Annotated in this window: 17 protein-coding genes; 12 read left to right on the top strand and 5 right to left on the bottom strand. The window is 57.2% G+C overall.

The window, feature by feature from the left end:
• Positions 1-82: 82 nt before the first annotated feature.
• Genes I9188_RS17890 through I9188_RS17875 form a run of 4 tightly spaced genes read right to left on the bottom strand, consistent with a single transcriptional unit; the run spans position 83 to position 4,005 of the window.
• On the bottom strand, positions 83-685 hold the full coding sequence (locus I9188_RS17890) for an amino acid synthesis family protein (RefSeq protein WP_209507333.1): 603 nt from the start codon (positions 683-685) through the stop codon (positions 83-85).
• A gap of 13 nt (positions 686-698) precedes the next feature.
• Positions 699-2,807: a CoA transferase gene (locus tag I9188_RS17885; RefSeq protein WP_209507332.1), complete on the bottom strand. Its 2,109-nt coding sequence runs from the start codon at positions 2,805-2,807 to the stop codon at positions 699-701.
• The gene (locus I9188_RS17880; protein ID WP_245223750.1) at positions 2,804-3,571 is read right to left on the bottom strand and encodes an alpha/beta hydrolase; all 768 of its coding nucleotides are present in this window, start codon (positions 3,569-3,571) and stop codon (positions 2,804-2,806) included. The genes I9188_RS17885 and I9188_RS17880 overlap by 4 nt, the downstream gene beginning before the upstream one ends.
• Before the next feature lie 32 nt (positions 3,572-3,603).
• Positions 3,604-4,005, bottom strand: coding sequence for a RidA family protein (locus tag I9188_RS17875; RefSeq protein WP_209507330.1), 402 nt, complete (start codon positions 4,003-4,005; stop codon positions 3,604-3,606).
• 143 nt (positions 4,006-4,148) lie between these two features.
• Between I9188_RS17875 and I9188_RS17870 the strand changes: the two genes are divergently transcribed.
• The 4 genes from I9188_RS17870 to I9188_RS17855 are packed head-to-tail and all read left to right on the top strand — an operon-like array spanning position 4,149 to position 8,437.
• A complete protein-coding gene (locus I9188_RS17870; protein WP_209507329.1) occupies positions 4,149-5,630 on the top strand; it encodes an aldehyde dehydrogenase in 1,482 nt (493 codons plus the stop codon).
• Between the two features lie 11 nt (positions 5,631-5,641).
• On the top strand, positions 5,642-6,682 hold the full coding sequence (locus tag I9188_RS17865) for an LLM class flavin-dependent oxidoreductase (protein ID WP_170418310.1): 1,041 nt from the start codon (positions 5,642-5,644) through the stop codon (positions 6,680-6,682).
• A 4-nt stretch (positions 6,683-6,686) separates the two neighbouring features.
• Entirely contained in the window at positions 6,687-7,490 is an 804-nt protein-coding gene (locus I9188_RS17860; RefSeq protein WP_170418313.1) for a carnitinyl-CoA dehydratase, read from the top strand.
• Positions 7,490-8,437, top strand: coding sequence for a 3-hydroxyacyl-CoA dehydrogenase NAD-binding domain-containing protein (locus I9188_RS17855; protein WP_209507328.1), 948 nt, complete (start codon positions 7,490-7,492; stop codon positions 8,435-8,437). The genes I9188_RS17860 and I9188_RS17855 overlap by 1 nt, the downstream gene beginning before the upstream one ends.
• Here I9188_RS17855 and I9188_RS17850 read toward each other — a convergent pair.
• Positions 8,419-9,489 (bottom strand): GlxA family transcriptional regulator, encoded by a 1,071-nt coding sequence (locus tag I9188_RS17850; RefSeq protein WP_209507327.1) that lies wholly within the window; start codon positions 9,487-9,489, stop codon positions 8,419-8,421. The genes I9188_RS17855 and I9188_RS17850 overlap by 19 nt on opposite strands.
• A 119-nt stretch (positions 9,490-9,608) precedes the next feature.
• On the opposite strand from I9188_RS17850, the gene I9188_RS17845 reads away from it, so the two are divergent.
• From I9188_RS17845 to I9188_RS17810, 8 genes are all read left to right on the top strand, one after another.
• Positions 9,609-10,499, top strand: a complete 891-nt coding sequence (locus tag I9188_RS17845; protein WP_120981302.1) for a 3-keto-5-aminohexanoate cleavage protein — start codon at positions 9,609-9,611, stop codon at positions 10,497-10,499.
• Positions 10,492-11,493 carry an ABC transporter ATP-binding protein gene (locus I9188_RS17840; RefSeq protein ID WP_209507326.1) on the top strand — a complete coding sequence of 334 codons (1,002 nt, stop codon included), beginning with the start codon at positions 10,492-10,494 and terminating at the stop codon, positions 11,491-11,493. The genes I9188_RS17845 and I9188_RS17840 overlap by 8 nt, the downstream gene beginning before the upstream one ends.
• 76 nt (positions 11,494-11,569) lie before the next feature.
• A complete protein-coding gene (locus I9188_RS17835) occupies positions 11,570-12,676 on the top strand; it encodes an extracellular solute-binding protein (RefSeq protein ID WP_209507325.1) in 1,107 nt (368 codons plus the stop codon).
• Between the two features lie 65 nt (positions 12,677-12,741).
• The gene (locus I9188_RS17830; protein ID WP_170508301.1) at positions 12,742-13,590 is read left to right on the top strand and encodes an ABC transporter permease; all 849 of its coding nucleotides are present in this window, start codon (positions 12,742-12,744) and stop codon (positions 13,588-13,590) included.
• Positions 13,587-14,384, top strand: coding sequence for an ABC transporter permease (locus I9188_RS17825; RefSeq protein WP_209507324.1), 798 nt, complete (start codon positions 13,587-13,589; stop codon positions 14,382-14,384). Before I9188_RS17830 ends, I9188_RS17825 begins: the two co-directional genes overlap by 4 nt.
• Before the next feature lie 11 nt (positions 14,385-14,395).
• Entirely contained in the window at positions 14,396-15,556 is a 1,161-nt protein-coding gene (locus tag I9188_RS17820; RefSeq protein WP_209507323.1) for an acyl-CoA dehydrogenase, read from the top strand.
• A complete protein-coding gene (locus I9188_RS17815) occupies positions 15,553-17,643 on the top strand; it encodes an acetate--CoA ligase family protein (protein ID WP_209507322.1) in 2,091 nt (696 codons plus the stop codon). The genes I9188_RS17820 and I9188_RS17815 overlap by 4 nt, the downstream gene beginning before the upstream one ends.
• A complete protein-coding gene (locus I9188_RS17810) occupies positions 17,640-18,782 on the top strand; it encodes a serine hydrolase domain-containing protein (protein WP_209507321.1) in 1,143 nt (380 codons plus the stop codon). The genes I9188_RS17815 and I9188_RS17810 overlap by 4 nt, the downstream gene beginning before the upstream one ends.
• The last annotated feature ends 237 nt before the right edge of the window (positions 18,783-19,019 follow it).

Raw genomic sequence — 19,019 nt, 5'->3', positions numbered from 1 at the left:
GGAATAGACTTGGAACCGGTTCTAATGCGAAGTTTCGGTTGGGTGAATCCAATTACCTGATACGCATCATCATCGAAACAAACTAGACCCCAGCCGGGTTCTCCACATCCCTTCCCAAGGCAGCGAGGTCTGAGTATCGGTCGCCGATCCGGTGGTGCGGGCGACCACGGGTTGATGCCCCCAGAGCCACAACAAGTTCATCCACATCCGGCGCGTCGTAAATCGAGAACTGTACTGTAAGGTAATGCGACCGCCGCCCGGTATCATGTTTGTCCATCAGCGGGATCTGAATTTGGGTGTTCGCGGGCCCTCGCGTGTTTGTGAAACCGAGATAGCTTTTTGCACCCACTGCCTCACGATAATAATTTCCGTACTGCAGGGTGTGAATAAGCGCGGAGGCATGTTCAATCTCACAACTTGTCCCTGCGATACAGGCTTTTCCGTAGGCTTCTATCGCATCGCCCGACCCTGCCAGAGCGATCAGCCTCTTGGTGAGCATCTCTCCCAGAACCGGCGCCATGCGCTGAATCTCTGGCGAAAGATCATCGACAAAGCCACGTTCTGCCCAAGGGTTTCTGACCACCGCTGCGACGCCGATCATGCGCAACACGGGTTCCGAAGGTCGGCCTCCTTCTGTGTGAATATCCTCATCAAAGGTGACGACTTTGCGCAATTCGGGGATCATATTACTTCTCCTGTCAAACGTGATAGCTGTGGTGCCCGGTCGGTGTGTGTACGACGCCTTCGACTTCAGTTCCGTGGTAGAAACCAAATGTACCGTGGCTGTTTTCCTTTGCGTAACGGCGCAACATCGAATTTTCAGCCCCGTCGCGTACGCGTTCCAGCGGCAAGTCGCCGAGATCAAAGTACTGCATGCCGTCAGGGGGCTGCCCATGAACGCTTCCGTGGTAGATGATCCGCTGCGTCCCGCTTTTGGATATTCGATAAACCGCATAAGGATGCGCCAGCTCTACAATCAATTCTCGGTTTGACAGATCAGTGATCAGCCCATCTGCAGAATTGTTATTTGCAGGAGCAACCGGCACTGAAATGTGCCCGCTTTTGTCAACGGAGAGTAGGACCCGATCTTCGTTGGCCAGTACCGCTCCGACGGTCACACCACCTGCAGTGGCGGCCTCTGTCAGGGCACTGTTGAGCCCCAAATCGAAATAGGCACCGCGAAAGTAGCCCAGCGGATGTCCCTCGCGCGTTTCGAAATCCTCCACGCGGCCGATCAGGATCAGATGGTCACCAGCATCGACCAAACGGTGTCGGGCACAGCTGAACCGGGCGAGCGCGCCGTCTATCGTGGGCATGTTGCGCGCGTCAGGTTGCCAGGCTGCAATGTCGAATTTCTTGGCTGATTGAGACGCGAAAAGGCCCGAGATTTCTTTTTGGTCGTCCGCCAGGACGTTGACCGTGAAATGATCCGCCTGCAGGAAGGTTTCAAAGGACAAGGCCTGCTTACCGACACAAACCAGGAGTAGAGGTGGGTCAAGAGAAACGGAGGTAAATGAGTTCGCCGTGAATCCGCGCGGAGTCCCGTCCGGCTGCCGGGTAGTGACCACTGTCACACCGGTGGCAAAGCGCCCGAAGGCGTCGCGCAGCGCCTTCCCGACTAAGGGTTCCGTCGACTCCGGTGGGGTCAATCCTTCCAGAATGCTATTGTGCTCACCTAGCGCAGGAGGGGTCGTCAGTGCACCTTGGCGGTGCCGACCGAACCGCAACGGGTTTGCTGCCACGGTCCAAGGTTCATGTCCCGCATCCGGATGCGGGACCTTCGCCAGCATGCCGCGGCTGGCTACATGAGGGTCAGCCGTGATGTCCGAGATAGTGTTCATCGGGCCGAACGGGACGTGGCCACCCAGTGTTGCCGTCAATTGCTCCTTAGTCCGTTGTCGGGTCCAATCGCTTACGATTTTGTTGACTTCGGAAGCATGGTTGGCCCGGGCCGCCCTTGTGGAGAAGCGGTCATCTTGTCCAAGCGACGGTTGCCCCATCAGCCGTGTCAAAAGCTGCCAAAACGCATCGTCGACAATTCCAAGCGCGATGTGGCCATCGGCTGCCGGGTAGAGGCCAAACGGGGAAAGGAATGGATGCCCGTTGCCTTCCGGTCCGGGCGCCTTTCCTGTCACGTCATGCAAATACACCATTCGTTCGCAAAGCGAGATCATGGCATCATACATGGCCACATCCACAAACTGCCCTTTGCCAGTCGCTTCGGCCTCGCGCAGGGCCGCCATGATACCGAAAGCCATCATCATGCCGGTGAATATGTCACCCACCCCGGGTCCGGTCTTGGTGGGTGTGTCAGCATTCGGTCCGGTGACGGACATCAGACCGCCCATGGCCTGCGCAACCACATCGTACGAAGGCCAGTTGGCATAGGGGCTTTGGCCTGTGCGCGGGTCGCCAAAGCCACGGATCGCGGCATAGACGAGCCGGGGGTTGTCGGCAGCAAGGCTTTCATAAGACAGGCCAAGGCGATCCATTACGCCCGGGCGGAAATTCTCGACGATGACATCCGCCGTTGCCGCAAGTTCTCGAAAAGTCGCGCAGCCCTCCGGCGATTTCAGATCAAGCTGCACGCTTTTCTTGCCGCGGTTCAGACTTACAAAGTAGCCGGCCCAGGCATGATCCGGATCGTCTTGACGGAACGGTCCGTTGCCGCGGCTGGTGTCGCCATGCTTGCTTTCGATCTTGATCACCTCGGCCCCGTGATCCGCCAAATGCATTGTACAATAGGGACCTGAAAGCATCCGGCTCAAATCCAACACACGCAGGCCTTTGAGGATTTGGGTGCTCATGGCTTCAGATCCAGATTGTTGAGAAAGCTGCGGAGTGGCTTGTTCACAGCGTCCGGGTCTTCGGCAAGTGCCATATGCCGCAGTCCCGGGAGGATAAGTGCACTGCCCCCCGCAATCTCGCTTGCGATGGCATTCGCCATCTCTGGCCCGTTGCCGAAATCCTCATCACCCGTAATCACCAGCGCAGGGCAAGAAATTGGCGGGCTTGGCGCAACAATTTCGTCGATACCATCGGCCAGCACGCGATAGATGGTGTGGTAAGTTGCTTTGTCATTGGCCATGACCCAGTCACGAACCGTGTTCATCATACGAGGGTTGGACTGACGAAGCGCCTCGGTGAACCATCGGTCCAGCGCGGCTTCGACCGTTGCTTTTGGTCCGTCCAGCCGTGCCTGTTCTACCCGTTTCAAAATTGCCTCTTGTGCAGCATCGGTCCGTTTATGTGGGGAATGCAGGATCACCAGAGCTGAAACCCGTTGTGGCACATCCTGGGCAAACCGACGCGCGATCATGCCACCCAACGAGAACCCTGCGATAACCGCGCTTTGGATGGCGCAGTGGTCCAGCAAGCTCTCTAGCTGGCGTGAAAACATTGAAAGGCTGGGGCGTTCGGGTGGCGGGGCACTTTGCCCATGACCATATAGATCATAGGTGAGAACGCGAAAGCGATCAGACAGTGCAGGGATCGTCCATTGCCAGCAATCCTGGTTCAGGCCCAGCCCATGGATCATTACCACAACAGGCGCACCTTCTGGTCCTGTCATTTTGAAATGGGTTCCGTCTGGTGTTATGCCCATCAGGATTGGTCCTTGAGGGGGCGATAGGCTACGACTTCGACCTCAACGCGGGCATCCACCAGAAGATCGCTGACCACAGCCGACCGGGTTGGAGGCTCAACTGGAAAATACTCGGCGTAGACGGCGTTAAATCCCGGGAAATCGTCGCGCTCCCGCAGCCAGACCATGGCCTTGATGACATCGTCGCGGGTGCAGCCTGCCTTGGCTAGTGTCTTGGTGATGTCGTCCAAAACTGCGCGGGTCTGCTCTTCGACGGTGCCATCGGTCATAGGCACGCCGTCTCGCATAGGAATTTGCCCTGTCAGAAAAACGAAATCACCTGCCCGAATGGCGCGGGACAGCGACAGAACCCGTCCGCCAATTTCCAGTGGACCTCCGATAACCTGCTTTTTGCTACCCATTTCCAAGCCTCCCTTTGGAACAGCCTGCACCCATGATCGGATGCGAGACCCGGATTTTTCGACAGACTGCGTCGTATTTTCATAACCCTGAGGCGCGAAAGCAGACATGAATAGGGAGGCAACAATCAGGGGGGAGGCACGCCATGGCTGATGTCAAAAACTATCAGATGCTGATTGATGGCGACTGGGTCGACGCTGCGGATGGCGGTACTTTTGACAGCGTCAACCCAGCCAATGGTGAGGTCTGGAGCCGTGTTCCAGAGGCAACTGAGGATGATATCAACCGCGCAGTCACCGCGGCGCACACTGCTTTTAGCAGCGGCCCCTGGGCGCGGATGACACCGACCGAGCGCGGCAAATGCCTGCGCAAGCTGGGCGATCTTCTGGCGGATCATTCCGAAGAGCTGGGACGAACTGAATCCATCGACACCGGCAAGATGCTCAAGGAAACGCGTTGGCAAGCCAAGTACATTGCCGAGTTTTTCCACTTTTTTGCTGGGTGTGCGGATAAGGTAAGCGGCCAGACACTGCCCATCGACAAACCTGACATGTTTGTCTTTACCAAGCGCGAACCTCTGGGCGTGGTTGCTGCCGTGGTGCCCTGGAATTCGCAATTGTTCCTTGTAGCGGTCAAGATCGGCCCGGCATTGGCTGCCGGGAATACGGTTGTTCTAAAAGCATCCGAACATGCCAGCGCGGCCATGCTGGAGTTTGGGCGACTTGTCGAAATGGCCGGTATCCCGCCTGGTGTGGTCAACATCGTAACGGGTCATGGTGAGCCCTGTGGACGGGCTTTGACCGGGCATCCACTGGTGGCGCGCGTCTCTTTTACCGGTGGCCCAAATGCCGCGCGCCATGTATTGGAAAACGTCAAACGCAACTTTGCCGAGGTCTCATTGGAACTGGGCGGCAAGTCGCCCTTCATTGTTTTTGATGACGCCAATATCGAAAGTGCAGTCAATGCCTCGATTGCCGGTATCTTTGGCGCGACAGGGCAAAGCTGCGTCGCCGGATCGCGGCTCTACTTGCACGAGGACATCGCGGATGAGTTTCTCGACAGGATGGTGGCGCAGGCGCAGCAGATCCTCATTGGCGATCCACTGGCCGAGGAAACTCAGATGGGGCCGCTTTGCACCCCTGGACAGTTGGACCACATCCAACGCGAGGTTGCCTTCGCTCAGGAAGAGGGCGGCACAGTTCTGGTGGGGGGCAAGCAGCCGGAAGGCAAAGCAGGGCTATATTTCGAGCCAACCATCATCGACTGCCCACGGCAGGATCTGCGTATCGTCGATACAGAGCTTTTCGGCCCTGTACTTTGCGTCCAGCGTTTTAAGACCGAATCTGAGGTGCTGGAACTGGCCAACGATACCGAACATGGGCTGGCGGCGGGCATCTTTACCACCGACGGCGCGCGATCCTTGCGCATGGCAAATGCGGTGCGTGCCGGCATCGTCTGGGTGAACACCTACCGTGTTGTGTCGCCGATAGCGGAGTTTGGTGGCGTTAAAGGATCAGGCTATGGCCGCGAAAGCGGGTTCCAGGCGATCTACGATTACACCCGGCCCAAGACGGTCTGGATGAACACATCGGATGAGCCGATGGCGAACCCGTTTGTAATGCGCTGAGGGAGGTGAGCATGAAATTCCAACTTGCCGTAAACATGGAGCGGATCGACAACAGTCTTGATATGAAAGACGTCGCGCGCCACACATTGGAGATGGTGCAAATCGCCGAGGATGGCGGTTTCGATATCGTTTGGGCTGCTGAGCATCACGCGCTGGAAATGACGATTGCGCCCAACCCGTTCCAACTGCTGACTTGGTGGTCATCCGAGACCAGCCGGATCCGGCTTGGTACGGCGGTGGCGACCGCTGCGTACTGGCACCCGATTAACCTGGCCGGTGAAGCCGCGATGCTGGATCTTTTAAGCGGCGGTCGGTTGGAGTTTGGTATCGGGTCAGGTGCCTATCAGCGCGAGTTCGATCGCATGAAGCCGGGCCTCAAGCAATCTGATGCGTGGCGCTATATGCAAGAGATGCTGCCCACGGTGCGCGAGTTGTGGAAGGGCGATTATGCGCATGAAGGCGAATATTGGCAATTCCCGACATCAACCTCGGTGCCCAAACCATTGCAAGCAGAGGTTCCGGTTTGGGTCGCGGCGCGCTCGCCGATCACCTATGACTACGCCATGCGTGAACGCTGCCACGTGAATTGCTGGCCTTTCACCCGCCCGTTCGCTGAGGCCGAGCTGTACAAAAAGCAACTCGATGAGGCGATTGAAAAAGCGGATAATGGCTGGGTGCCACGTTTTGCGCTGATGCGCCATTCCTGCGTTTACGACAATGCGGCCGATGGCGAAAACGCGATGAAGGCGGTGCGACGATTGCTGAGCCAGTTCGAAAACCTCTATCGCAATTTGGGCGATGTCAAAGATGGTTTTCCTGCTTCCATTCCGCTGGATCAGTTGGAGGGCCGGGAACAGTATGATCCCTTGATGCTGGAAGAAAACCTAATGTTCGGTTCACCTGAGTGTGTGATTGGAAAGCTCAAGAAATATCAGGGGCTCGGTGTGAACGAGTTCATCTACTATGCCTCGATGGGGCTTGATCACGCGGCGCAGCAGCGATCCTTGCGCATGTTCTGCGACGAGGTCATGCCGGAATTCAAGGAGGACTGAAGCAATGGCAGAAGGGGTCAAAACACACCGCGACGGCCACGTTCTGGAAATCACACTAGAGCGGGGCAAAGTAAACGCCATCGACGTTCCCACCAGTCAGGCCTTGGCCGCGGCGTTTCAGGAGTTGCACGAGGACAAGGACTTGCGTTGCGCGATTCTGACCGGGGGCGGAGATCGAATTTTCTCGGCCGGTTGGGATTTGAAGGCCCTGAACGAGGGCGAAATGCAGCTCGACAACTGGTGGGAAAGTGATGACTACGGGTTCGGCGGGTTCACGGGTCTGACCGAGAATTGGGCGCTCAATAAGCCGGTTATCGCGGCCATAAACGGTCTGGCAATCGGTGGTGGGTTCGAAATGGCCATGGCCTGTGATCTTCTGATCGCGGCGGACCATGTGGAGTTTGGCCTACCTGAAATGCCTTTGGGCATCGTTCCAGATGCGGGGGCACTGCAACGCCTGCCTCGAAGAATACCGCACAACATCGCGATGGAGATGTTTCTGTTGGGCCGTCGGATGACCGCGACGGAGGCGGCGCATTACGGGTTGGTCAACAAGGTGGTTCCAAAGGATCAATTGATGGCGGCGGCCCGGGAATGGGCGGCCTCGATTGCCTGGTCGGCGCCTCTTGCAATGCAATCTGTCAAGGAAGTGCAGCGCGAGATCGAGTGCGTGCCGCTGGAACAGGCCTTTCACAAGATGCGCACCGATCCGATGCCGATCTACCGCAAGATGCTGAAATCTGATGACGCGGCCGAAGGTGTCGCGGCTTTTGTCGAAAAGCGTGAACCCAAATTCAAGGGTGAGTGATGTATCCTGACCCCTCATCGATCACCCGCATCACCAGCATTGGAGCCGGCCCCATCGGCGGCGGCTGGGCAGCGCATTTTCTTGCGCGTGGTTATGATGTGACCGCCTATTTGCATGACGCGAGCGAATCCGATGCCTTTCACGCAATCTTACGCACTGCTTGGAAGAGCTTGACGGACTTGGGGCTTGCCGCCGGCGCGTCGCTTGACCGCTTGCGCATCGTTACAGATTTGGAGGCTGCGCTGGACGGCGCCGAATTTGTGCAGGAAAGCGCGCCCGAGCGTCTTGAGATCAAGCAGGCACTTTATCAACGACTCGGGCTCATTTTGCCAACAGACGTCGTGATTGGCTCTTCCACGTCCGGCTTGATGATGACCGACATCCAAGCGACTTGCCCGACACCGGAACGCTGTGTGATAGGCCATCCCTTCAATCCACCATATTTGCTACCACTGGTCGAAATCGTGGGCGGCGAACAGACATCACCAGAGGCGGTGGCTTGGGCCGGGGAATTCTACGAAATAGCGGGCAAGGCCCCGTTGATGATGAAAAAAGAGATCCCCGGCTTTGTCGCGACCCGACTGCAAGAGGCGCTTTGGCGAGAGGCCCTGCATATGGTCGCCAATGGAGAGGCAACGCCGGAAGACATCGACATCGCACTCATGAACGGCCCGGCGCCTCGTATGGTCTCGCAGGGTCAGTGTATGGCTTTTCACGTGGCCTGTGGTGCCGGAGGCATGGCCACCAACCTGGATCAGTTCGGCCCGGCGCTTAAACTGCCTTGGACCCGGTTGGAGGCACCTGAGCTGACGAAGGAATTGCGCGATCGCATGGTCGATGGCTGCAACGCTGTCGCCGGCGACCGAGATTTCGAGGACATGGCAGCCCAACGAGATCGCGAAATAGTTGCAGTGCTGAATGCTCTGCGTCAGTCCCGCGGGGGATAACCTTGAGCGGGCACGTTGTTCAGAATGGACAAGAAATCCGAGAGAGAGCCGGGCCAGTTGGGTGCCGGCTCGCTTTTCGGCCATGCCTCACGGTATTCGGATGGGCGCCGGCCGAAGAATTTACCGAATGAATAAGCAAAATGTGACAGTGTATTGAATCCTGATGCGGTGGCAATCTCGCGTACACTGAGGTCGGTCGAAATCAACAGTAGGCGAGCATTCTGCAATCGGCGCAACAAGCCGAATTGCACCACGGTACAGCCCACGTGTTTCTTGAATTGGCGTTCCAGTTGACGCTGAGAAACACCCAGAACATCAGCGATTTGGGGCACTTTGAGCGGCTCTTCTATGTTTTCTTCGATCAGGGTCATCGCTTCTCGGATCAACGGAAGCATGGTTTCCGTGCTCCGGCCCATGGTGCTGCGCTGGGGTGAGGCGGCGTCGCGAATGGGGTGATGCAGCATCTGGTCTGCAATCTCCCCCGAAAAGCCGCTGTCGCTGATGGATTCAATCAGCCTTAGCATCAGATCGACCCCAGCCAACCCGCCCGCGCACGTCATTACCTTGCCGTCAATAGTGAACAGACACTCATGGATATCGACCCGATCAAAGGATTCCCGGAACCCGCTCAACCACGACCAGTGAATAGTCGCAGGTTTGCCGTCCAACAGGCCTGCACGTGCGACGATGTAGCTGCCCAATTCAACGCCGCAAACAGTTTCGCCTGCGCGTGCGCGTTTTCGCAACCAGGTGAGTAAAGCGGTGTTTTCGTAGTGTTCAGTACCCCAACTGCCCAACACAAACACAAAACCTGCCGGAGTGAGGCTCCCGTAGTCGGTGTCAACTGCGGTCGTCATGCCATTGCTGGCAACAATCTCAGGACCGTCGAACGAGACGATGTCCCAGGAAAACATCGGTTCTGGCGCCAGGTAATTTGCGATCCGCATGGTTTCGATCATGGTGATCAGCGTGGTCAGGTTGAAACGCGGGACAACGACAAATACGGCATGCCGTTTAGCCCGAGCCATATGCGTTGTGATGTCGACATGCATTGGTTTTACCAAGGAGCTTTAGGTCAGATTTTTCGCCATTCTAACCTAATCTGTGGCGGATAATCGACATCTTTATCCGTCAATCGCGCGGCAATCTAGGTAAAAAGGGGGGCTCGGATATGACCTACGAAGTTGTGCTGACCTGCGCAGTTACCGGTGCGGGAGATACGACCGGCAAGAGCTCTCACGTGCCGGTGACCCCGAAAGAAATTGCTGATGCGGCAATCGAAGCCGCCAGGGCAGGGGCCTCTGCCGCGCATGTGCATGCGCGTGATCCTGAAACGGGGCAGGGCTCGCGCGATCCGGCGCTCTTCAAGGAAATCGTGGATCGAATACGCGAAAGCGATACGGATGTGGTCATCAATGTTACGGCAGGTATGGGGGGCGATTGGATTTCAGACCCGTCCAATCCCGCCATGCCCGGTCCGGGCACCGACATGATCGGACCAGAAGAACGGCTGGCCCATATCAAGGAATGCCTGCCTGAAATCTGCTCTCTCGATTGTGGCACGCTGAATTTTTCCGACACGGACATGATCTATATTTCCACGCCACCGACACTGCGTCGGATGGCGGCACTGGTTCAGGAATGGGGTGTGAAGCCCGAGCTTGAGGTCTTTGATCTCGGCCATATCCGATTTGCCAAGGCGATGGTGGAGGAGGGGCTGATTGATGCTCCGCCGATGTTCCAGTTGTGCCTTGGAATTCCATGGGGGGCCGATCAAACGGTGGAAACCATGGCGGCCATGAAGGCGCAACTGCCCGTAGGCGCCAGCTGGGCCAGTTTTGGGATTGGGCGGGGGCAGATGCCGATGGCAGCCGCAGCTGTCGCGCTTGGCGGGAATGTGCGTGTCGGTCTTGAGGACAACATCTACCTTGATCGCGGGGTTCTGGCGACAAACGGCCAGCTTGTCACCCGCGCCCGAGAGATTATCGAACGGATGGGTGGGCGGATCCTGACACCGCAAGAGTCGCGCAACAAGCTGAACCTGAGGGGGGCGGATGGCTGATCCAACCCAAACCGGTAGCTTGCAAATTCGCAATGTCTCCAAGTTTTTTGGTCAGTTCCGTGCTGTCAACGACATCTGCCTGGATATCCGAAATGGAGAGTTCCTGACGCTGTTGGGCCCATCGGGATCGGGCAAAACCACCTTGTTGATGATGATCGCCGGGTTTCTCGACATATCGAAAGGAGAGATTGCGCTGGACGGTGCGTCCATCTCGGATGTGCCCGCCGAAAAGCGCAATTTCGGCATGGTGTTTCAAGGATATGCTCTGTTCCCCCATATGACTGTTCGCGACAACGTGGGTTATGCGCTAAGCGTGCGTAAACGCCCCGCCGACGAAATTCGGAACCGTGTCGACGAGATGCTGGAGCTGGTTCAGCTTCAGGAGTTTGCAGATCGCAAACCGGGGCAGTTGTCTGGTGGTCAGCAACAGCGTGTGGCCCTTGCACGTGCCTTGTGTTTTGCACCGCCTGTGCTGTTGCTGGACGAACCGCTGGGAGCGCTGGACAAAAAGCTGCGTGTCGAAGTGCAGGAGCAGCTCAAGGACATTCATCGCCGCGTCGGCACTACTTTCATCTATGTCACGCATGATCAGGAAGAGGCACTGTCGATGTCCGACCGCATCGTGATCATGCGCGACGGCGCGATCGAGCAGGTCGGAACGCCAAAAGAGCTGTACGAGCGCCCGATCAATCAGTTCACCGCCAGTTTCCTCGGGAAATCGAACTTTATTCATCAACAGGGGAAGGTCTTTGCCCTGCGCCCGGAAAAAATTGATCTGATGCCTGGCAACGAAAACACCGAGGCCCGGATGAGGGGCGCCATTCGCAGCATCACCTATTTCGGCTCGATGCAGAGGATCATCGTGGATACCGACGAAGGGGACGAGATTGAGGTTGATATCGACGTCTGGCGCAACGCCTCTGATCTGACAGAGGGAGTGCGGGTGGATTTGCTTTGGAAGGATTCAGCAGCAGTGGAGCTACAAACGGGCTAGGCACCCCAACACAGAACGCCCAGAGGCGTCATGACCGAAAGCCGGGTCAAATCTCGGATCAAATGGGAGGAAGAAAATGCACGATAAACAATTCAAAAAGGAAATGCTTGCCGAAAGCGCCCGGGCGTTTAGGGCTGGCCGTATGGACCGGCGCACGTTTCTGGCGCTTTGCGGTGCCTCGGGTGTTGCAATGAATGCGGTACTGGCGGGCGACGCCGAAGCGGCGGCAGACCATGTCGTGATGTGGAACTGGGGCGGCCAATCCGAAGAATGCCATGGCTCGGCCATCGGTGAGGCCTTTACCGCCAAAACCGGCAAAGGTTTGAAGTTTGATACCTCTGGTCCGCTGGAAGGCAAGATCAAGGAAATGGTCGACAGCGGCAATGTGACTGCCGATGTGGCGGATGCGGACTTGTTCAACGCCGTGTCACTTGGACCAACCGGGCATCTGGAGCCGATTGACTATTCCGTGGTGTCGAAGGAGAAAACGCTGCCCGGCTATGCGCTGGAATATGGGGTGTCGATCATCCTCTACGGGTATGCCTTTGTGTATGACACTGAAGCCTATGGCGATAATCCACCGCAAAACTGGGCCGATTTCTTTGATACCGAGAAATTCCCCGGGACCCGTGCGCTTTACAAATGGGCAAATGGGTCGCTCGAGGCCGCATTGATGGCCGATGGCGTCGCTGGCAGCGATCTCTACCCGCTTGATATGGATCGAGCTCTGAACAAAATCCAGTCGATCAAAGATGACAGCCTTTACTGGGGCTCGGGATCGGAAGTTCACTCGATGGTGGTTAACAACGAGGTCTCGATGGCGATCATCTGGCAGAACCGGGGTCGCAACATCGAGAACGACACTGATGGCCAGTACAAGTTGGTGAACAATCAGGCGATGGCGATGCCGGGGGCCTATATCGTGCCCAAGGGCAACCCGGCGGGTGCCGCAGTCATGGATTTCATCGCTACGGCGCAGGACATACCAGCGCAGTTGGCGCTATTGGATTGCCTTGGCATGACCCCGTCGAATCCCGAGGCCTTTGACCAGATCCCCGAGGACCAACAGCCTTATGCGATCACCTCGGCCATGAACATCGACAAGATCGTCTACAACGATCCGGAATGGTGGGGCAAAAACGGCGGCGACGCGGTGAATGCCTTCCTCGAAGCGATCAGCTGATCGCGCAACCTTATGGTCACCCGACCCTAAGGGTCGGGCGGCCAAACCCTTTCCGAAAGCTTTGGATGCAAGCCTTAAACCGTCATATCCACACAGGATGGCTGATTATCGCGCCTTTGCTGCTGATGGTGGTCGCGCTCTATCTGGGGCCGATCCTGAATATCCTTTGGCTGAGCGTGACAGACCCCGAGCCCGGGTTCGGCAACTATGCCAAGCTGACGGAAGGTGACGCCCTGATCCGCATTGTCTGGACTACGGTGCGCATCTGCATCATCACGACGGTCTTCAGCGTCATTTTCGGCTATTCCATCGCCTACGCGATGGTGCACTGCCATCAACGCCAGAAGACTTACATGCTGACCCTGCTATTGGTGTCGTTCTGGATCTCCATCCTCGTACGCACTTTTGCCTGGCTCATGTTGCTGGGACGCAAGGGGCTGGTCAATGTCACATTGGAAGACATCGGCCTGGTTGCTGAACCCATCGCCTTCATGCGCAACGAGTTGGGCGTTCTGATTGGAATGGTGCATTATATGATCCCCTATGCGGTGTTGCCATTGCTGGTCTCAATGCAATCCATTGATCAGAGGGTGATGGACGCCTCGCGCAACCTGGGGGCCAGTGGAAGCCAGACCTTCTGGCGGGTCTACCTGCCCATGACCATGCCGGGGCTTGTGGCTTCGACCCTGTTGGTCTTTATCCTCAGCCTCGGGTTTTATGTCACACCGGCCGTATTGGGCGGCGGCAAGGTGCTGATGGTGGCGGAATACATCTCGGTTCAGTTACTGGTGACTTTGAAGTGGGGCACGGCGGCGATGCTGGCGGCCATCATGCTGTTTGGCGTTCTGGCGATGCTTTGGATCATGTCGCGGTTCATGAAGCTGAGCACGGTGTTCGGGGGGGCAGCGCGATGAAGCCGGGCCTGTTCTCATTTTTCAACCGCGTGGGGGCATGGGTGCTGCTGTTGTTTCTAGTGACACCGGCCCTGATCGCCATCCCTGTTTCGCTGACGCCGAAACGCTTTTTGTCCATGCCGCAGGGCGAGTATTCTCTGCGTCATTTCGAGAAGCTGTTCACCAGTGAGGAATGGCTGTCGAGTTTTTTCCAAAGTGGCGTGATTGCCCTGTCCTGCTCCGCATTAGCGACGCTTTTAGGCACGCTTTGTGCGATCGGTCTATGGCGGGTGTCATCGCGGTACAGCGAATTGGTTCGCGCCTTTCTGCTGCTGCCATTGATCATACCGCAGATTATTTCCGCCATGGCGTTCTATCGGTTGTGGATCCCTCTGGGTCTATTGGACAGCTACGCCGGTTTGATCCTCGCGCATACAATCCTGGCAGCCCCAATGGTGCTGATCACGGTCAGCGCGTCTTTGGCAACGTTTGATCCCAAGCTTGAACAAGCCTCCAAGAATCTCGGGGCCTCTAACTGGACCACCATGCGCCGGGTGATCCTGCCTTCGATCAGGCCGGGGGTTTTTGCCGGGGCGCTCTTTGCCTTTATCCTCAGCTGGGATGAAATCGTGGTGACCTTGTTCATCTCGAAATACAGCGTTTACACGCTGCCGCGCCGCATGTGGAACGGCATCCGTGAAAACACCGATCCGACAGTGGCTGCCGCTGCCGTGATCCTGATTGCCATCACCCTGATTGCCTTTGCCGTTTCTGCGATTCTGTCGCGGCGAAACGCACCGGCTCAGGCAGAATGAATGAGGCTGCCATGAATCTGGAATCCAGTCACGAAACAGAGCTTCTGGTTAGCACTGTTCGCCGATTTGTCGAAACAGAGATGTATCCGCATGAAGAAGAGGTGGACCGCTTAGGCTATGTGCCCGAGGAGATCGGCCGCCAGATTGAGGCGAGGTCGCATGAATTGGGCCTCTTCGCCTGCAACCTGCCCGAAGAGGTCGGTGGCGGAGGGCTGGGATATGGGCCCATGTCCCTGATTGAGCGGGAATACGGCCGTACAAGCCATGCGCTACAAAGCTGGGCGGCGCGCCCGACGGAATTGCTGATGGCCTGCGAAGGAGACCAGCGCGAGCGATATTTGCTTCCTGCCGTGTGCGGTGAAAAGCGTGAGCTCTTTGCCTTGACAGAGCCTGACGCAGGTTCGGATGTCATGGGGATGAAGACCAATGCGATACGCGACGGGGATGACTGGATCCTGAATGGATCCAAGCACTTTATCTCCGGTCCCTGCATGCCGGATTTCGCGATTGTATTTGCTGCAACTGGTACAGATGAAACACCACGCGGCCCACGCAAACGGGTGACGGCTTTTCTGGTCGATGTGGGCCTTCCGGGGTTCGACTGCCGCGAAGGGACGCATTGCGTCAGCTATCGCGGTTACAAGACTTTTGAGTTAAGTTTCGACAATGTGCGTCTTGGTCCGGACCAGATCCTGGGCGAAGAGGGTCGCGGGCTTGAGCTGTCGGGAAAGTGGCTCGGCATGGGGCGTATCTGGGTCGGCGCGACCTGCTGCGGTAAGGCCGAACGCATCCTTGACCTGGCGACCGAGTGGGCCGCAACGCGCAAGCAATTCGGTAAACCGATCGGTACGTTTCAGGCCACCGGCTTCCGTTTGGCGGACGGTGCGATGACGTTGCGCGCGGCCGATCTGATGGTGCAAGACGCCGTTGCACGTGCCGAAGCGGGTGTCATGGGTGATGCAGATGCGGCAATGGTCAAGGTTTACTGCTCAGAGATGCTCAACAAAATCGCCGATGATGCCGTTCAGATTTTTGGTGGCATGGGATTGATGGAGGAAATGCCGATCCAACGGTTCTGGCGCGATAGCCGATTGGAGCGGATTTGGGACGGCACCAGCGAAATCCAACGCCACATCATCACCAGGTCCATCCTGAGGCCACTTGGCGCATGACGCCGGCGCGGCGCGAAAATCTTGAGCGTCTCTTAAAGCCGCGCCACATCGCGTTTATTGGTGGACGTGATGCGACCATTGCCGTGCGCGAAGCCCGTCGGCGTGGATTTCAAGGGAAAATGTGGGCCGTTAATCCCAAACGCGCCGATCTGGATGGCGTGGGCTGTGTTCCCTGCATCTCGGACCTGCCGGAGCCACCTGATGCCGTCTATCTCGCTATCCCTGCGGCCGGGGTGACTGATGCCCTGAGAGAATTGGAACAGATGGGTGCAGGTGGCGTCGTTTGTTTTTCCGCGGGCTTTAAGGAAACTGGCGACACACAATCAGAACGAGATCTGATCGAAGCCGCCGGTGACATGGCTCTGATCGGTCCAAACTGTTATGGCATGATTAACTATATCGACGATGCCGCTCTTTGGTCATTTGAACATGGTGGCTGGTCGCCGGGATACGGTGCAGCGATCGTTACCCAGTCCGGTATGTTCTCATCCGACATCACCATGAGCGCGCGTTCCTTGCCAATGGCCTACATGGTTTCTGCAGGCAATCAGGCGGTCTTGGGGATTGAGGAATTCCTAGATGCCTTTGCTGAAGACCCGGCTGTGCGCGCCATTGGATTGCACATCGAAGGGTTGCGCGACATTGCTGCTTTTGAACGCGCCGCGCTGAAAGCCCTGGATCGGGGGGTTCCTGTTGTCGCACTGAAGACCGGCAATTCCGCCATAGGGGCGACTCTGACTGTCAGTCACACCGGCTCTCTGTCCGGTTCGAGCGAGCTTTATCAGGCACTGTTTGATCGCACCGGGGTGATCGACGTCACCAGCCCGTCGCAGTTTCTGGAAACGCTGAAGTACCTCTGCGTAGCAGGCGCGCCGCAAGGCAGGCGTGTCGCTGGCTTTACCTGTTCTGGGGGCGGGGCGACGATGCTCGCAGATCACTCGGAAAGGATTGGTGTGTGCTTTCCCAAAGTGGGCTCTGCAGGGCAGGAAAGCCTGACCAGTTTGCTGCCTGAGATCGCGACGGTTTCCAACCCGCTGGATTATACGACCCCAATCTGGGGACAGGGCGATAAGACTTACCCGGTTTTTGCCACGGCGCTATCGGCCCTAAACGCGGATCTGGCTGTTCTGGTGCAGGACTACCCGGCAGAAGGGTTGGACGCGTCCAAGATCTACTACCAGAACGATGCTGCAGCTTTTGCTCAGGCCGCTCAGGAACACTCTGTCCCGGCAGCGATCTGCGCGACCTTACCTGAAAATCTTGATCGTGGGACCCGCAGACATCTCATTGAACTGGGGGTTGCGCCTATGCAGGGTATTCACGAGACGTTGAATGCCATGCGTGATGCTATTTGGTGGTCCGAAGCAAGGGCGCGGACAAGGATTGACCGGCCTGCTGCCTTGCGACCCGGTGCAACTATACAGAACCCAATGGTATTGACCGAAGACAAAGGTAAATCCTGGCTCAAGCAAATGGCTGTTGCTGTGCCAAACGGACATGTCTGCAATGCGGCCGAGGCAGCTGGCGTTGCGCAGGATATCGGCTATCCGGTCGCACTGAAAATGATGTCACCAAGCTTGCCTCACAAGACCGAAGCGGGCGCGGTCGCTTTGGGGATCAAGGATGCGGAGGGGCTGTCCTCGGCGATCAAGGCAATGACGGCAACGGTTGCGGCTTATGACCGCGCGGCGGTGACGGATCGCTTCCTGATCGAAGCCATGTCGCCCAAGCCGCTTGCTGAGCTGATCGTCACGCTGCGTGCTGATCCGCAATTTGGTCCCAGCTTGGTGATTGGTAGCGGCGGTGTTTTGACCGAGTTGGTCCGAGATGCGCGCACTGTATTGTTGCCTGCCTCAAAAGACGAGATCGAGCGCGCATTGTGCTCGCTCCGTGTAGCTCGACTGTTGGAAGGGTACCGGGGCAGTCAAAAAGCGGACATTCCGCGAATTTCGGATGCGCTGCACCGGTTTTGTGCGGCGTTCCTAGAGGCGCGCAGCCAAGTCGCAGAGGTCGAGATCAACCCGATGTTTGTCTACCTAGATCACATCGTCGCCGTTGATGCCCTGATCCAGGTGCCTCGGTCATGAGCAGGAATAGGATCATACCCAATCCCGATCTGGCTGTTGGAGACGACAACAAGCAACGGTGGAACCAGCCGGAATTTCGCCGGCATGGGTTCCACAACGCATATCGGCTGTTCCGCCGATGTCTCATGGTGCGTTCCAGAGAGGTTTTGCAGCTGGAAGCCGCCGAGCAGAATCTGTGCGCCCGTGTGCCTGAACTGGAACAAATGCTTGCCCATCCGGCGTTCTCTGGGTTCTGCTGTTTAAAGAACGACAAGATCATTCTGGAAAAAGCCGCAGATGATTTCTCGACTTCAGCGCCGCATTCCATCCAGTCGGTGACAAAGCTACACATCCACTTAATCATAGGTCGTCTGCTTGCACAGGGGCTGTTGTCATTGGACGCGCAGGTCCGCGACTATTTGCCGGATATGGGCAGCGGGTATGCCGAGGCCAGCATTCAATCTCTGCTCGACATGAACGTCGATAACGACTTCACCGAGGATTATGCTGACCCGGATGCCGACTGCTATACAGAAGAGGTCGCCCTGGGTTGGCGTTTGCCCGGCGCGGGTGAGAAGGAAATCACGCTTGCGGAATTTGCGGCCTCGATCACGGGTTTCAGGCCCAATACGGGGATGCAACAGGCTGACTACAAATCTGCAAACACAGATGTCCTGACCCTGATCGCTGTCAAGGTTTCACCCATCCCACTGGCTGAACAAATCGAAGCGATCGCTGACGCCGCAGGTTACGAAGGCGCGTTTCACATCAGCCTCAGCAAGGACGGGCACCCAGCGTTTTCCGGTGGCGGTTGCCTAAGCGTGCGCGACCTCGCGCGGTTCGGGTTGCTACTGGCGCGGGAAGGCCGCGACCTGCACGGTCGACCTATGGCCAACATCGGTTTCCTGCAAGAAACTCTGATCCGCCGCGCGCCAGCGATGACACCACCCAAGAATTGGCTCAAGTACTCAAACCAGACCATGACCGACGGTCGATTAATCGGTCATGCTGGCTATGGAGGGCAGTTCCTCATGGTGGATATGGTCACCGGCACCAGCTGTGCTTTCTTAAGTGTGCTGGAGAATGACTCGGGTTACGATGACACCTATATGGGAGAGCTGGCCACAACGCTTCGAGACGTCTGCCTTTCTGTCATTTGACGGGTTTGCAGTTGCCGAGCTATGGCACTGGCAGGCGAACCCGAAGCCTTGCTGCTGGACGAACCGACCACTGGTCTCGATGTGACGACGCAGGCGCATATACTGGAGCTCTTGCGCGATCTTGCCCGCGACACCGGCATGGCGATGGTCTATGTCAGCCATGACCTTGGCGCTATAGCGCGCGTCTGCGACCATGTCGTGGTCATGTACGCAGGCGAGATCGTGCTGGAAGGCTCC

Source organism: Ruegeria sp. HKCCSA071 (genome assembly GCF_017872555.1).
GTDB lineage: Bacteria > Pseudomonadota > Alphaproteobacteria > Rhodobacterales > Rhodobacteraceae > Ruegeria.
This window is presented reverse-complemented; position numbering and strand designations above follow the sequence as displayed.

Bases quoted from the DNA above. Each gene is read 5' to 3' on its own strand.
- I9188_RS17890 (WP_209507333.1), bottom strand. From the start codon at position 685: ATGATCCCCGAATTGCGCAAAGTCGTCACCTTTGATGAGGATATTCAC.
- I9188_RS17885 (WP_209507332.1), bottom strand. From the start codon at position 2,807: ATGAGCACCCAAATCCTCAAAGGCCTGCGTGTGTTGGATTTGAGCCGG.
- I9188_RS17880 (WP_245223750.1), bottom strand. From the start codon at position 3,571: ATGACAGGACCAGAAGGTGCGCCTGTTGTGGTAATGATCCATGGGCTG.
- I9188_RS17875 (WP_209507330.1), bottom strand. From the start codon at position 4,005: ATGGGTAGCAAAAAGCAGGTTATCGGAGGTCCACTGGAAATTGGCGGA.
- I9188_RS17870 (WP_209507329.1), top strand. From the start codon at position 4,149: ATGGCTGATGTCAAAAACTATCAGATGCTGATTGATGGCGACTGGGTC.
- I9188_RS17865 (WP_170418310.1), top strand. From the start codon at position 5,642: ATGAAATTCCAACTTGCCGTAAACATGGAGCGGATCGACAACAGTCTT.
- I9188_RS17860 (WP_170418313.1), top strand. From the start codon at position 6,687: ATGGCAGAAGGGGTCAAAACACACCGCGACGGCCACGTTCTGGAAATC.
- I9188_RS17855 (WP_209507328.1), top strand. From the start codon at position 7,490: ATGTATCCTGACCCCTCATCGATCACCCGCATCACCAGCATTGGAGCC.
- I9188_RS17850 (WP_209507327.1), bottom strand. From the start codon at position 9,489: ATGCATGTCGACATCACAACGCATATGGCTCGGGCTAAACGGCATGCC.
- I9188_RS17845 (WP_120981302.1), top strand. From the start codon at position 9,609: ATGACCTACGAAGTTGTGCTGACCTGCGCAGTTACCGGTGCGGGAGAT.
- I9188_RS17840 (WP_209507326.1), top strand. From the start codon at position 10,492: ATGGCTGATCCAACCCAAACCGGTAGCTTGCAAATTCGCAATGTCTCC.
- I9188_RS17835 (WP_209507325.1), top strand. From the start codon at position 11,570: ATGCACGATAAACAATTCAAAAAGGAAATGCTTGCCGAAAGCGCCCGG.
- I9188_RS17830 (WP_170508301.1), top strand. From the start codon at position 12,742: ATGCAAGCCTTAAACCGTCATATCCACACAGGATGGCTGATTATCGCG.
- I9188_RS17825 (WP_209507324.1), top strand. From the start codon at position 13,587: ATGAAGCCGGGCCTGTTCTCATTTTTCAACCGCGTGGGGGCATGGGTG.
- I9188_RS17820 (WP_209507323.1), top strand. From the start codon at position 14,396: ATGAATCTGGAATCCAGTCACGAAACAGAGCTTCTGGTTAGCACTGTT.
- I9188_RS17815 (WP_209507322.1), top strand. From the start codon at position 15,553: ATGACGCCGGCGCGGCGCGAAAATCTTGAGCGTCTCTTAAAGCCGCGC.
- I9188_RS17810 (WP_209507321.1), top strand. From the start codon at position 17,640: ATGAGCAGGAATAGGATCATACCCAATCCCGATCTGGCTGTTGGAGAC.